11 protein-coding genes are annotated in these 13923 nt (G+C 65.6%); 6 read left to right on the forward strand and 5 right to left on the reverse strand.

Features of this window, described 5'->3' with window-relative positions; all coding sequences use genetic code 11:
- Positions 1–32: 32 nt before the first annotated feature.
- Positions 33–770, reverse strand: a complete 738-nt coding sequence (locus QGV55_RS00990) for a hypothetical protein (protein WP_281018747.1) — start codon at positions 768–770, stop codon at positions 33–35.
- 163 nt (positions 771–933) lie between these two features.
- Here QGV55_RS00990 and QGV55_RS00995 point away from each other — a divergent pair, with 163 nt between their 5' ends.
- From QGV55_RS00995 to QGV55_RS01020, 6 genes are all read left to right on the forward strand, one after another.
- The gene (locus tag QGV55_RS00995; RefSeq protein ID WP_281018746.1) at positions 934–1797 is read left to right on the forward strand and encodes a DUF547 domain-containing protein; all 864 of its coding nucleotides are present in this window, start codon (positions 934–936) and stop codon (positions 1795–1797) included.
- 84 nt (positions 1798–1881) lie between these two features.
- Positions 1882–4257: a heavy metal translocating P-type ATPase gene (locus tag QGV55_RS01000; RefSeq protein WP_281018745.1), complete on the forward strand. Its 2376-nt coding sequence runs from the start codon at positions 1882–1884 to the stop codon at positions 4255–4257.
- A gap of 81 nt (positions 4258–4338) precedes the next feature.
- Positions 4339–5019: a DNA-3-methyladenine glycosylase I gene (locus QGV55_RS01005; RefSeq protein ID WP_281018744.1), complete on the forward strand. Its 681-nt coding sequence runs from the start codon at positions 4339–4341 to the stop codon at positions 5017–5019.
- Positions 5020–5032: 13 nt separating this feature from the next.
- Complete coding sequence (locus QGV55_RS01010; RefSeq protein WP_281018743.1) at positions 5033–5794, forward strand: nuclear transport factor 2 family protein; 762 nt, start codon at positions 5033–5035, stop codon at positions 5792–5794.
- Positions 5795–5954: 160 nt separating this feature from the next.
- Positions 5955–6962 carry a tRNA dihydrouridine(20/20a) synthase DusA gene (gene dusA / locus QGV55_RS01015; RefSeq protein ID WP_281023708.1) on the forward strand — a complete coding sequence of 336 codons (1008 nt, stop codon included), beginning with the start codon at positions 5955–5957 and terminating at the stop codon, positions 6960–6962.
- 98 nt (positions 6963–7060) lie between these two features.
- Entirely contained in the window at positions 7061–7972 is a 912-nt protein-coding gene (locus QGV55_RS01020) for a hypothetical protein (protein WP_281018741.1), read from the forward strand.
- Positions 7973–7986: 14 nt separating this feature from the next.
- Here the strand turns inward: QGV55_RS01020 and QGV55_RS01025 are convergent, their stop codons facing one another.
- From QGV55_RS01025 to QGV55_RS01040, 4 genes are all read right to left on the reverse strand, one after another.
- The gene (locus QGV55_RS01025) at positions 7987–9075 is read right to left on the reverse strand and encodes a PAS domain-containing sensor histidine kinase (RefSeq protein WP_281018740.1); all 1089 of its coding nucleotides are present in this window, start codon (positions 9073–9075) and stop codon (positions 7987–7989) included.
- Between the two features lie 225 nt (positions 9076–9300).
- The gene (locus tag QGV55_RS01030; protein ID WP_281018739.1) at positions 9301–10227 is read right to left on the reverse strand and encodes a DmsC/YnfH family molybdoenzyme membrane anchor subunit; all 927 of its coding nucleotides are present in this window, start codon (positions 10225–10227) and stop codon (positions 9301–9303) included.
- Positions 10224–10958 carry a 4Fe-4S dicluster domain-containing protein gene (locus tag QGV55_RS01035; RefSeq protein WP_281018738.1) on the reverse strand — a complete coding sequence of 245 codons (735 nt, stop codon included), beginning with the start codon at positions 10956–10958 and terminating at the stop codon, positions 10224–10226. Before QGV55_RS01035 ends, QGV55_RS01030 begins: the two co-directional genes overlap by 4 nt.
- Positions 10955–13819, reverse strand: a complete 2865-nt coding sequence (locus QGV55_RS01040) for a molybdopterin oxidoreductase family protein (RefSeq protein ID WP_281018737.1) — start codon at positions 13817–13819, stop codon at positions 10955–10957. Before QGV55_RS01040 ends, QGV55_RS01035 begins: the two co-directional genes overlap by 4 nt.
- Positions 13820–13923: the final 104 nt, after the last annotated feature.

A 13923-nucleotide genomic window follows, 5' to 3' on the forward strand; every position in this document is an offset into this window, starting at 1 on the left:
CCGCTGGCCGCAGTCTGTCTGATTGGTTCCTGTTACGCCAGTTGCAGGGCGTCCACCAGCAGCGTTTCGGCGCGCTCCACCCGCTCCGCGTCGTTGCCGTAGAGCCTGGCAACCGGCTTGCGGGGGCTGGTGGCGGTGCCGACCGGCACGATCCGCCCGATTGCCCCGCCACCGCCCAGCGCCAGCAGTGCCGCCCGCATGGGGCCGGTCTTCCAGCCGGAAACCTTGCCGCGCCGGGGTGCGATGACGTCACGACGTGTCGGGCCAAGCGGGGCAAGCAGACCGGGTTCGCTCATCACGTCCTGGCCGAACATGGCGGCAAAACGCTCCGCCGCCGTGCCGGACTTCAGTGCCCCGTCGATGGCATATCCGGCGCTGGTCTGGTCGAAGATCCGCATGCCGGAAAGGATGAAGGCACCCGTCTCCAGCACCGCGCGATGCAGGTTGCCGCCGCTGGCGCGTCCGTTCAGCAGGCCGACCACCTCGTGAAAGCGGGCCTTGCCCAGCGTCCGCCCGACCGGCAGGTCGCGGGTGAAGGGTGGCTCCCCGATCCAGAACACACGCTCCGCCGGGATCCGCTCCGCCATCGCCGCGCCGGATCCGGGCAGCAGCATCAGGCCCGCCGTGGACCGGCGGTCGATGTCGAAGGCCAGGAAGTCATCCAGCGCCGCCACCACCTGCACACCAGACGCGGCCAGCACGGGCGCCAGCGCCAGCACGAGGGCGGTCGGCGGCTGCTCCGTCGATAGAAGGCCGATCGTGGCAGGCATCTGGCGTGGGTCCGTTCCGGGGTGAATATCCGAATGAACTTTCGATGATGTCATGCCCGGCCTGATTCGGTCAGGCCGCTTCATTTTTCGTTGATGACCTTGTCTGCCTGATAGCCGAACGCGATATCCGAAGGGTTCGCGAACAGCTTCCAGGATCCGTTTCATGCCCCGTCGTCGCCCGAGCCTGATGGTTCTGCTGATCCTCGCCTTTCTGCCGTTCGCTGCCAGTTCAGCCCCCTGGGAGCGTCTGTTTGCGCCGGATGCGGAACTCTGGAAGATCTGGACCCCCTACACGCCGTCTTCGGAACAGCATGTGGATCACGCGGACTGGGACAGGCTGCTGAAGGCGCATCTGGTGCGTGGGCCCAACGGGGTGATGCGCGTGGATTATGCCGGTTTCGCGCGTGACCGGGCGGTGCTGGATCGCTATGTGGCGCGGTTGGCCGCGACGGAGGTCAGAAGCCTGGATCGCCCGGATCAGCTTGCCTACTGGATCAATCTCTACAATGCGCTGACCGTGCGTGTGGTGCTGGACCATCCGGATGTGGAGAGCATTCGCGACATCGACATCTCGCCCGGTCTCTTCGCGTCAGGCCCCTGGGGGGCGGAACTGGTGACCGTGCAGGGACAGGCGCTGACACTGAACGACATCGAACACCGCATCCTGCGCCCGATATTCGATGATCCGCGCATCCATTACGCCGTCAACTGCGCCTCGATCGGCTGCCCCGACCTGCGGGCAGAGGCCTATGAGCCGGAGAAGCTGGACGTGCAGCTGGAGGAACAGGCGCGCGCCTACATCAACCACAGCCGGGGGGCACATCTCGATGGTCACGGTGGCCTCCAGGTCTCCTCGATCTATGTCTGGTTCAGGGAGGATTTCGGTGGAACTGAGGAAGGCGTGATCGAGCACATGCTGCGTTACGCCGACGGCGGCCTGCGCAATCACCTGATCACGACCAGCGAGATTGCCGGCGACGCCTATGACTGGCGGCTGAACGGGATCGTGCTCGACAAGACGGACTGATCCGGTCGGCCTGGAGCCGGTTGACCTTCCGGTTACTGGAAGCTGCATGAATGTGTTCGTGTTTCGCGAACGGGAATCCACCAGATGACGACACGATCGGGGCCGGCTGAGCAGGGCTGGTCCGCCGACATTATTCGTGATGCCACCGTGCCGGTCGATGGCGCGGTGAAGGATCCGGTGTGCGGGATGACGGTGGCGCTCGACGCGGGCAAGCCGAGCTTCCCGCACAAGGGTCACACGTTCCATTTCTGTGGCAAGGGCTGCTGCACGAAGTTCGGCAATGATCCCTGGTTCCATCTCTCCGGCAACAAGGCCCGCAAGCACAAGACAGCACCGAAGAATGCCACCTTCACCTGTCCCATGGACCCGGAGGTGGTGCAGGAAGGTCCCGGCACCTGCCCGGTCTGCGGCATGGCGCTGGAGCCGATGGGCGGCGTGTCGGACGGCCCCAACCACGAACTGATCGATTTCACCCGGCGGCTGTGGATCAGTCTGGCCATGGCGGTGCCGCTGCTGATCCTGACCATGGCACCGATGGTCGGTATCCCCGCGCGCGGCTGGATTGGCGAGCCCCTGGCGACCTGGCTGGAAAGCCTGCTGGCGACCGTGGTCATGATCTGGGTGGCGCGGCCGTTCTTCCATCGCGGCTGGACCTCGGTCAGGACCGGCAATCTGAACATGTGGACACTGATCATGATCGGTGTCGGCACGGCCTATCTCTATTCGATGGCCGCGACCTACCTGCCGCAGCTCTTTCCCCCCACCCTGCGTGGGGCGGGCGGGCAACTGCCGGTCTACTTCGAGGCGTCGGTGGTGATCGTGACCCTGGTCCTGCTGGGGCAGGTGATGGAACTGCGCGCGCGGGAGAAGACGGGGGATGCGATCCGGGCCCTGCTGGACCTGGCCCCGAAGACAGCGCGCCGGGTGCTGCCCGATGGCGACGAATATGACGCCCCGCTGGAGAACATCATCACCGGCGACACCCTGCGGGTCCGGCCCGGTGAATCGGTTCCGGTCGATGCCGTGGTGCTGGAAGGCCGCTCCACGGTGGATGAGAGCATGCTGACCGGCGAGTCCCTGCCGGTGGCCAAGGACCGGGAAGACATTGTCACGGGCGGCACCATGAATGGCGATGGCAGCCTGCTGATCCGGGCGGAGAAGGTGGGTGACGATGCCATGCTGGCCCGGATCGTGGCCATGGTGGCGGCGGCGCAGCGGTCCCGGGCACCGATGCAGCGGCTGGCGGATCGGGTCGCGTCCTGGTTCGTGCCTGCGGTTGTCCTGTCGGCCCTCGCGGCCTTCGCCGTCTGGCTGCTGCTGGGGCCGGAACCGGCACTGGCACATGCGATCATCGCCGCGGTCTCCGTACTGATCATCGCCTGTCCCTGCGCGCTGGGGCTGGCCACGCCCATGTCGGTCATGCTCGCCACGGGACGTGGGGCACGGGCGGGTGTGCTTGTCCGTGACGCGGAGGCGCTGGAGCATCTTGCCCATGTCGACGCGATCATCGTCGACAAGACCGGAACCCTGACGATGGGCAGGCCAACCCTGACCGAGGTGGTCGTGACCGGTACCCTGCACGAGGGCGCGATGCTGGCCATCGCCCGGGGGCTGGAGAGTGGATCGGGGCATCCGCTGGCCAGCGCCATTGTCGATGGCGTGGCCGATCGCGGCATCAGCGCCGCAAGCGTCACCGGGTTCGTTTCCGTGTCGGGCAAGGGCGTCAGGGGGATCTCCGCCGGGGTGCCGGTTGCGCTCGGGAATGCCGCGATGATGCGGGATCTCGGTATCGACCTGTCCATGGAAGAGACCAGGGCCGATACCCTGCGTGACAGCGGCTGCACGGTCATGCACGTGGCGGTGGACGGGCAGGCGGTAGGCATGCTGGCAGTGACGGACCCTGTCCGGCCCGGTGCCGCGCAGGCCGTTGATGCCCTGCGCGCCGCCGGGATGCATATCGTCATGGCCACGGGTGACAACATGCGGACAGCGCAGGCCGTCGCCGACCGGTTGGGAATCGACGATGTCCACGCCGGCATGCTGCCCGAGGACAAGAAGGCCCTGGTGGAGGAACTTCAGGCCCGCGGCCATCGGGTCGCCATGGCCGGTGACGGCGTCAATGACGCCCCGGCGCTGGCCACGGCGGAGGTCGGGCTGGCCATGGGGACCGGCGCGGATGTGGCGCTGGAGAGCGCGGGGATCACCCTGCTGAAAGGCGACCTGCAGGGTGTGCTGCGTGCCCGGCGGCTGTCCCAGGCAACCCTGCGCAATATCCGCCAGAACCTGTTCTTCGCCTTCGCCTACAACAGCGTCGGGGTGCCTGTGGCGGCAGGCGTGCTCTACCCGCTGACCGGCGCGCTGCTGTCGCCGATGCTGGCCGCGGCGGCCATGAGCCTCTCGTCCGTCTCCGTGATCGGCAATGCCCTGCGCCTCCGGGCGCTGCAACTCGACCGGGACTGAGCTATATGATGTCTCAGGCGACGGGCTGCGCACCTCAAAGAGGCTGAGACCGGGTGCGCCTGCTCTTTCAGGAGGCTGCGGATGCAGGATTTCGATGCGATCTACCGGATTGCGGCTGACCGCCACGGCGGTCCCGAGATGCTGGAGGCGCGGCTGACGCGGCCCGTTCCGGCGGCAGAACTGGCTCGGGTTCCTGCCGACCGCTGGCTGGCGGCAATGGCGAAGTGCCTGTTCCAGGCAGGCTTCAACTGGTCGGTGATCGAGAAGAAGTGGCCGGGCTTCGAAGCCGCCTTCGACGGGTTCGATGTGGCCCGTGTCGCCTTCTATCACGACGGGGACATGGACCGGCTGCTCGCCGACAAGGGGATCGTCAGGAACGCCGCCAAGATCAGCGCCGTGATCGCGAATGCCCGCTTCCTGCAGGAACTGGCGCAGGAACATGGCAGCGCGGGCGCGGCCTTCGCCACCTGGCCGAATGCCGACTATGTCGATCTGCTGCAACTGATCGCGAAGCGCGGCAGCCGGCTGGGTGCCGTGACGGGCCAGCGCATGCTGCGCAGCATGGGCCGCGACAGCTTCATTCTCTCACAGGACGTGGTGGCGCGGCTGATCGCGGAAGGGGTGGTCGACCGGCCCCCCACCGCGCAGCGGGACATGCGGGCGGTCCAGGATGCCTTCAACACCTGGTCGGCCCAGTCCGGTCGCGGCCTGACCGCCATCAGCCAGACCCTTGCACTCAGCATCGACCATGCTTCAGCCTGATGGAGGCCTGTGCATGACATCCAGGAAGGAACTGCTTCAGAAGCTTCGCAAGGGCATTGAAACCGGAGATCCGGAAGCGGCCACTGTCGTCAACGAGGCGAAGTACATCCAGCACAATCCACGGACAGGGGAGGGCAGCCTGGGCCTTGCCGACCTGTTTGCCCGCCTTGCGAAGACGAACCCGCGTGTGACCTTTGTGCGTGTCTTCGAGGATGGCGATTTCGCATTTGCCCACAACGAGTACGACTTCGCGGGCGTGGAAGTGGCCTTCGAGGTCTTCCGTTTCGAGGACGGAAAGGCGGTCGAGCACTGGGACAACATCCAGATGAAGCAGCCTCCGAACCCGTCAGGCCACACCATGCTGGATGGCGAGACCGCCATTGTCGATCTGGGCAAGACCGAAGAAAATCGGGAGCTTGTGACCGGTTTTGCGCGCGAGGTGCTTGTCGCACGGCGGCTTGACCGGCTGGATGCCTTCGTCGCCGATGACCTGATCCAGCATGATCCGGAGATCGCCGACGGTATTGCCGCGTTACGGGCATCGCTTGAGTCCCGGCGGTCGGACGGCTCGTGGCGCACCATCTACCAACAGGTGCATCGCGTCCTTGCCGAGGGCAATTTCGTGCTGTGCATGATCGAGGGCAGCAAGGATGGTCTCCATGCGGGACTGTATGACCTGTTCCGTGTCGCCGACGGCCGGATTGTCGAGCACTGGAACACGGTTTCGCCAATTGCCCCGCGCAGCGAATGGAGGAATTCGAACGGGAAGTTCTGACAGGCAGGGCAGCGGTCGAGGACCGAGGCGGTTCAAAGCTGATCCTGCGCATGCTATGTGCACTGCCTCATGTGGCGCGGCCATCGCGCGAAGCCGACGCAACATGTCGCAAGGAACGCGAGAGGCCAGCTGGCCGGAATCGCCTGCTGTTCGGTGAGATATGAAATCCTGCTCGACATCATGCAAGTCCCACCGCTTCTCCGTCGCCCCGATGATGGACTGGACGGACAGGCATGACCGGTACCTGCTGCGCCTGATCTCGCGGCGGGTGCGGCTCTATACGCAGATGGCGACGACAGGCGCGCTGATCCATGGGCCGCGGGAGCGGTTGCTGCGGTTCGACCCGTCGGAGCATCCGGTGGCGCTGCAGCTTGGCGGCTCGGATGCCGCTGATCTCGCGGACTGTGCGGCGATGGGCGCGGATGCGGGCTACGACGAGATCAACCTGAATTGCGGCTGTCCCTCCGACCGTGTGCAGAATGGCGCTTTCGGCGCGGTCCTGATGCGAAATGCAAGACATGTCGCGGAATGTGTCGCGGCGATGAAGGCGCGTGTCCCGGTTCCGGTCACCGTCAAATGCCGGATCGGCGTTGATGAGCAGGAACCGGAGGAGGTGCTGCCGGACTTCGTGCGCCGGGTGGCGGATGCAGGTGCTGACGCGGTGATCGTGCATGCGCGCAAGGCATGGCTCTCGGGTCTCAGCCCGAAGGAGAACCGCGATGTGCCGCCGCTGGACTATGGTCTGGTGCATCGGCTGAAGGAGGGCTTTCCCAAGCTTCCAATCATCCTGAATGGCGGGCTGGAAACGCTGGACGCGGCGGCGGCGCACATGGACCGCCTGGATGGCGTCATGCTGGGCCGGGCCGCCTATCACCGGCCCATGCTGCTGGCGGAGGTGGATCGGCGCTTCTTTGGTGAGGCGACACCGCCACCGGATCTGGCAACCGTCATCGAGGGCTATCTGGAGCATGTCGAGCGCGAGATGCTGTCGGGCACTCCGCTGCCGCACATGACCCGCCACATGCTGGGACTGGCGCATGGCCTGTCCGGCGCCAGAACCTTCCGCCGGATTCTGGGCGAGGAGTCCCGTCAGCCCGGCGCGGGGCCGGAAACGATCCGCCGTGCGCTTGCTGCAGTAGATGTCACGTCAGCCCCGGTGGCTGCCTGAGCAAGGCCTGACTTTCCGAACGCAGACCGAAACTGCAATGTGGCCCGCGTCTTGCCTAGTGTTATGGTGCAACGAAGTCTCCGGAGGGACGACAGGACATGTCAGCACTGAACGACACATCAACGGTTGGCATCCGCCGCAGCCTGAACACGCCGCCCGTTGGCAGGGCTCGGCGTGGTGGCTCGGGGCAGAAGAAGGCGCCCGCTGATCGTGCTGCACCCGGGGCGGCCGGGGCGGAGAAGCCCGCAGCGCCGGCCCGGACTGCCGAGCCGGCTTCCGCCAAGGCTCCCGAGACCGGCAACGTCGATACCAGCCTGCGCGACCGGATCAACCGTCTGTCAACGGCCCGTACCAACCTGCTGCGCCGAAGGGGGACACGTGTTCCCGCCGAGGAGCCTGTGACGACTGCCACGGCGCCGCAGATGCACCCGATGGAGTCAGCCCCGCCGGAGGCCGTTCCGGCTTTCGATTTGCCTGAAGACGTCGAGATCGAGACAACGACCGGGGAGATCGTGGGGGAGGTTGATCTGACCCGTCCCGTGACGGCCCCGTCATATCCTGACGAAGAACGGCACCCGCCCAGGGAGAGCGCCGTATCGCACCCGCGCCAGTCCGCACGCCGCCGAAGCGCGGATGACCAGCAGGAAGCGCCCCGGAACACCGCCGCTGCCGATGCGTCAGGCTTGCCGGCGACACGGCGCGGCAGTGCACCGGATGTGGCGCGGAGTGCTGTCCGGGAAGTCGCCGGATCGGGCCGCGCTGATGCGTCCGCGATGAAGTCGGAGGTCGAGACCCTGCGTCGGGAGATTGCCGACCTGCGCCGCGAGATACGCGACCTGCGTGAGGCGGGACCCGGTGGGCTGGGCCCCGTGGAGCGAGCGGTTCAGCGACTGTCGCAGCGCATGGACCGGCTTGATGGCGGGGCGCAGCCGCTGATTGCGGATGGCCAGCTTGAAATGCGGAAACCGAAGCGTTCCGGTTTTCTGGGGTTCTTCAGCGGTCGTCGCTGACCACGTCCGTGCGCTCAGGACTGTCCCCGTGGGGACAGGACACGATCGACAGGCAGCAGGATGCTGGCAGAGGTGCCTTCGCCTGGTGTGCTGACCAGTTCGAGAGTGCCGCCGTGCAACTGACAGAGATTCTCCGCGATATTGAGGCCCAGTCCGGTGCCTTCATGATCGCGGGTGGTGTGATTGGCGGCCTGTCCGAACGGCTGCATCGCCAGTTCCAGTTCCACTGGTGTCAAGCCGATACCCGTGTCAGTCACCGTGATCGCGAAACGATCATCCGCGAACCCGGCAGTGACGGTGACCCTGCCGCCCGCATCGCTGAATTTCACGGCATTGGACAGCAGGTTCACCAGTACCTGACTCAACCGCCTTTCGTCGCATCGCAGCATGACATCCGGTGCTTCATCAGCCGGGCACAGCTCCACATCTGACCGATTGGCCTGTGGCCGGACGTTGTTCATTGCGGCATCGACGAGTTCACACAGCGGGACCACATCGGTCGCGAGTTCGATCTGTCGGGACTCCACCTTGGCGATGTCCAGGATGTCGCTGATTATTCCCAGCAGGTGGCGACCGCTCTGGCGAATGTCGGCGGCATATTCCGAATAGCGTTCGTTGCCGATGGGGCCTGCGATCTGCTGCTCGATAAGCTCCGCGAAACCGATGATGGCGTTCAGCGGCGTGCGCAGTTCGTGGCTCATGTTGGCCAGGAAGGCGGTCTTGGCCTGGTTGGCCTGCTCTGCCTCTTCCTTGGCCTCCATCAGCTGCTTCTCGGTCATGATCTCCCGCGTCGCATCGCGACCGCTGCCGCGATAGCCTGCGAACCGGCCATCGGTGTCGAACACCGGTGTCCCGCTGATCGAGACATAGACCTTGCCCTTGCGGGGATGCATGCGGGGGTGGACGAAGTCGCGAAAGGGTTCATGGGCTTCCAGTTGCGCGACGTGGTTCCACCAGTCGGCCAGCGACGTCACATCATCGGTAACCGGGTCGCCCTGTTCCAGCATCTCCCGTCTGCTGTACCCCAGCAGGGCGCGCGGTGAGACGCCGGTGACTTCCTCGAACTGATCAGAGAACCAGCAGAACCTCAGCGCGGAGTCCATCTCCCAGAACCAGTCCGTTCCTGCCCATGCAAAGTCCAGCAGACGCCGGTCGGTACTGTAGGGCGCCGGAATCTCCGAGGACGATTTGGTTGATGACTCAGGGGACATGACTGATGCGCGCGAACCGCTCCTCTTGGCTGGAGATTTCGTTGAAACTGCTTTCCTTGCGTCAACTCCTGTATAGTCTATCTGATCCTACAAAACTGTTAATTGTGGATCTGTGACTTACGCATGGTTTGCCCCATAATAGAGTCCCACGGTGTGGCGCGCCTCCGCGAAGAACAGCCATCGCTCCAGGAATGCTCCCAGCAGGAAGAGGCCGGTGGCCAGGGCCGCCGGGATGGGCACATCCGTGACGCCGAGGATCAGGGACACCAGCAGCGCCGCCAATGGCACGGCCAGAAGTCCCTGCGAGATCCGTCGCAGCCGCGCCGCGTGGTTTCGTGCGACCCGGAAGCCCATTTCCTCGGTCAGCCAGTTCTCGGTCACATGCGGTCGCTCGAACAGGCTGACGTCGCCGGGCTGTCCCAGTCCGGTTGCCGTCGCGACCGTCGATGCCGAGGGCGCGGCCAGATTGCGCCACCAGAGATGCTTCGTTGCCATCAGTCCGACCAGTGCCAGCGCGATGACCAGGCTGACCGGCATCGGGACAGGGGTGCCGACAATGGTCTGCAAGGCAACGCAGAATGCCCCGCCCCCGGTGAGGGCGGCCAGCAGGTAGACCACGCTGGTCATGGGCGTGGCCCAGGCGCGCACGGCCCGGATGGTCTGATAGATCATGCCGGTGCAGAACACGGTGAGCATTGATCCGACTGCGGCAAGCACTGCCGCGACGTGCCAGTGACGCCCCTCGATGAACAGTCCCCAGAACACGACGAGCAGTGGCAGATAGGTCGCCAGAGCCGCGATTCCTTCGCGACTGAGCCAGCTTGTCCGCCACTGACTGAGGGCGAAACGTGCCCGGGCGGGCGACTTCAGATGCAGGGTGGAACTGAGCAGCCCCGCACTGATCATGACGAAGGCGAGCGGGTAGCCGAGCCGCGCCAATGCGAGGTCGGGCTGCAGCAGGGCGTTCAGGGCCAGCCAGACCACCAGCCCGTAGCCGGTTCCCGACAGCACCGTGAAACAGATGACGGAGAATGCCGGCTTCATGGCAGCTTCTCCAGCGCGCCGTCGAGCCACTTCCAGAACCCTGTCAGCGGCGGGCCGTCATCCGCCGAGCGTGCCAGCGTCGGCAGGACCGTGCGCTCCCGCGGTGGCAGGTACTTGTTGACCGGGCGTGTGGCCTGTTCCGGCATCAGGTCATAGCCGCCGCGCGCCGCGACCAGCAGGCTGACCTCCGAGTCCGGATCGGCGAAGTCTCCGAAATGGCGGGCGCTGGAGGGGCAGGTGCGCACGCAGGCGGGAATCCGGTCTTCCTCAGGCAGGTCCTCGCTGTAGATGCGGTCCACGCAGAGGGTGCATTTCTTCATGACCCCGGCCACCGGGTCCATTTCGCGCGCGCCGTAGGGACAGGCCCAGGCACACAGGCCGCAGCCCATGCAGCGGTCTTCGTCCACCAGAACGATCCCGTCCTCGGTGCGCTTCAGAGAGGCGCCGGTGGGGCAGACCGTGACGCAGGGCGCGTCGTCGCAATGCAGGCAGGACTTGGGAAAATGCACCAGCCGGGCATCATCCCCGTCCGTCACCTCGAAACTGTGGATACGGTTCAGCCAGGTGCCGGAGACATCCGCGCCGTAGGGATCCGTGTCCGAGAGCGGTGAGAGATCGCCACCCGTGTTCCATTCCTTGCAGTTCACGGCGCAGGCATGACAGCCGACGCAGGTGTCGAGATCGATCACCAGCCCCAGTTTCTTTTCCGTATGTGCAGGCAGGGCGGTCATGTGCGTCGGGTCCTGTCCGGGTGCCAGGCGCTGGCCGCCGGTTGCGGCGGTGCGCCATCCAGGGGTGGCTGCGCCGCGAAACGCGGCATGGTGCGCGCCGTATCGCCGTCCCGCACCTTCTCCAGCCGGACCCGCAGGTCGAACCATGCGGCCTGCCCGGTGATCGGGTCCGAGTTGGCGTGACGCTGACCGTCACCCCGGTCGGGCAGAAGTTCATGGATCAGGTGGTTGAGCAGAAACCCCTTCTCGGCCTCCGGCGCGTCGGGGCTGAGGTTCCAGGCGCCGGATCGCTTGCCGATCGCGTTCCAGGTCCAGATCGTGCGGTCATTGACGGCGGCCATGCGCTTGACCGGCACGCGGATGCGCCCATGGTGAGAGACGACGTCGACAAGGTCACCGTCCGCCAGTTCCATCTCATCGAACAGGCCCGCCGGAATGTGCATCGCGTTCGCGGTGTGGATCTGGCGCAGCCAGGCATTCTGCGACCCCCAGCTGTGGTACATCGCCATGGGTCGCTGGGTCAGGGCGTGCAGGGGGAAGTCCGCATCCTCGATTCCTTCCCCTTCGAACGGCGGATACCAGCGGGGCAGGGGGGTGAAGGTGTCCGCAATGCGCTGCCGCAGATGCTCCGGGGGCTGGCGGTCGCCGTGACCCAGTGCCGCCAGCCGGAACTTCTGCAACGGCTCCAGATAGAGCTGGAACGTCACCGGCGCGGGCTTGTCGAAGAATCCCATCTCCACGGCGAAGTCCTGATAGGCCCGGTTGGCAAACTTGTAGAACCGCGCTTCCTCCGGGATCTCCCGGCTCCAGAAACTGCCGTTGGCGATGTAGCGGTCAAGCTGGTCCGGGTTGATGTCGCCGCGGCCCGCACTCATGCCGTCGGTACCCCGGAAACCGGCGAGTGGGCCGATGCCGGGCTTGCGCAGGTGATTGACCATGTAGTCGGCATAATCGTCATAGGTCGGCGCCCCGTCCTCCCCGACGAAGCCGGGCAGGCCCAGTCGGGCACCCAGGTCGATCAGCACGCTCTGGAATCCGCGCACGTCCCTGTCGGGTTCGATCACCGGCCAGCGGATGGCATCTGCCACCATGTCCGGCTCCGCGATCGGCCGATCAAGCAGGGAAATGCAGTCGTGCCGTTCCAGATAGGTCGTGTCGGGCAGCACAAGGTCGGCATAGGCCACCATCTCCGAGGCATAGGCATCGGAATAGATGATCTTCGGGATCACGTAGTTCCCGTCATCATCCGTGGCGGTCAGCATCTCCATGGTACCCGCCGTGTTCATCGACGAATTCCAGGCCATGTTGGCCATGTAGAGGAACAGGACATCGACCGGATAGGGATCGCGGTTGAAGGCATTGGCGATGACCATGTGCATCATGCCATGGGCCGACAGGGGCGCGTCCCAGGAGAACGCCTTGTCGATGCGGATGGCCTTGCCGTCATCGTCCAGCAGCAGATCCTCCGGCCCGCGCGGGAATCCGAGGTGCGGCCCGGCCAGCGGCTGGTTGGGCAGGATGCGCCCCGAGACGCCCGCCCCGGTGGGCTTCGGATGCACGTCCACCGGTTTCGGATAGGGAGGTTCGAACCTGAATCCGCCCGGACAGTCGACCGCGCCGATCAGCACCTGCAGCAGATGCAGTGCCCGGCAGGTCTGGAAACCGTTCGAGTGGGCAGAGATGCCGCGCATGGCATGAAATGCCACCGGACGACCGGTGAAGCCGTCATGCTGCTCCCCATCCATGTCCGTCCAGGGCTGGTCGATGCGGATCTCCTCCTCGAACGCAACCCGGCCGATCTCCGCTGCCAGGGCACGGATACGGTCCGCGCTGATCCCGGTCTCTCCCGCCACGGCCTCCGGCGCATATGCCGGGTCCAGCGCGGTCTCGGCGATCAGCTCGAACGAGGGCCGGGCGCTGCCGCCTTCCGGCAGTTCCAGGCGGCCCTTCAGGGCGGGGCGCTTCGTGGCAGTGACCGGTTCTCCGCTGTCACGATCCAGCATCAGCGGCTTGCCGTCGGCGTCGCGCAGGAACAGGCCGTCATCGGCGGCACCAGGACGGTCGATGACCAGCCAGGCGGCGTTGGAATAGCGCATCAGATAGTCCAGATCGACGCGCCCGTTACGCATCAGCTCGTGGATCAGACTGAGCACCAGCAGCCCGTCAGTGCCGGGGCGGATACCGAACCAGTCGTCGGCCACCGCCGAATAGCCGGTGCGGATCGGGTTGACCGAAACGACGCGGACACCGCGCTGCTTCAGCTTAGCGATGCCGGCCTTGATCGGATTGGAATCATGGTCCTCCGCCACGCCGAACAGCAGGAACAGCTTCGTGCGGTCCCAGTCCGGCTGGCCGAACTCCCAGAACGCGCCACCAATGGTATAGATGCCGGCCGTGGCCATGTTGACGGAGCAGAAGCCGCCATGGGCGGCATAGTTCGGGGTGCCGAACTGCTGCGCCCAGAAGCTGGTCAGTGACTGGCTCTGGTCGCGACCGGTGAAGAAGGCCAGGCGCTTCGGGCTGGTGGCGCGGGCGCGGGCCAGCCAGGCGGTGGCCATGTCCAGCGCTTCCTCCCACTCGATCTGCTCGAACCGGTTCTCGCCGCGCTTGCCGACACGCTTCAGCGGCTTGCGCAGGCGGGCGGGGGAGTAATGCTGCATGATGCCCGCAGAACCCTTGGCGCACAGCACGCCCTTGTTCACCGGGTGGTCGCGGTTGCCACCGATATAGCGGACCTGGTCGCCTTCCAGATGGACATCGATGCCACAACGGCAGGCACACATGTAACAGGTCGTCTTCTCGACCCGCCGTTCTGCGCCGGACCCAGGGGTCGTCGGCTTGTGTTCGGAGGGTGCGTTCACGGTGTCTCCCTAACGGCCACGCGGCGGGTTTCGCAGCGATTCAGGGTATTTGACACCCTGCCGGTGGAGTTTGGACGAAGCAGCGGGCCGGACGCAAGGCAGTG

This window comes from Minwuia sp. IMCC3009, assembly GCF_029909415.1.
In the GTDB taxonomy this organism is placed as follows: Bacteria; Pseudomonadota; Alphaproteobacteria; order Minwuiales; family Minwuiaceae; genus Minwuia.

Bases quoted from the DNA above. Each gene is read 5' to 3' on its own strand.
- QGV55_RS00990 (WP_281018747.1), bottom strand. From the start codon at position 770: ATGCCTGCCACGATCGGCCTTCTATCGACGGAGCAGCCGCCGACCGCC.
- QGV55_RS00995 (WP_281018746.1), top strand. From the start codon at position 934: ATGCCCCGTCGTCGCCCGAGCCTGATGGTTCTGCTGATCCTCGCCTTT.
- QGV55_RS01000 (WP_281018745.1), top strand. From the start codon at position 1,882: ATGACGACACGATCGGGGCCGGCTGAGCAGGGCTGGTCCGCCGACATT.
- QGV55_RS01005 (WP_281018744.1), top strand. From the start codon at position 4,339: ATGCAGGATTTCGATGCGATCTACCGGATTGCGGCTGACCGCCACGGC.
- QGV55_RS01010 (WP_281018743.1), top strand. From the start codon at position 5,033: ATGACATCCAGGAAGGAACTGCTTCAGAAGCTTCGCAAGGGCATTGAA.
- dusA (WP_281023708.1), top strand. From the start codon at position 5,955: ATGAAATCCTGCTCGACATCATGCAAGTCCCACCGCTTCTCCGTCGCC.
- QGV55_RS01020 (WP_281018741.1), top strand. From the start codon at position 7,061: ATGTCAGCACTGAACGACACATCAACGGTTGGCATCCGCCGCAGCCTG.
- QGV55_RS01025 (WP_281018740.1), bottom strand. From the start codon at position 9,075: ATGGACTCCGCGCTGAGGTTCTGCTGGTTCTCTGATCAGTTCGAGGAA.
- QGV55_RS01030 (WP_281018739.1), bottom strand. From the start codon at position 10,227: ATGAAGCCGGCATTCTCCGTCATCTGTTTCACGGTGCTGTCGGGAACC.
- QGV55_RS01035 (WP_281018738.1), bottom strand. From the start codon at position 10,958: ATGACCGCCCTGCCTGCACATACGGAAAAGAAACTGGGGCTGGTGATC.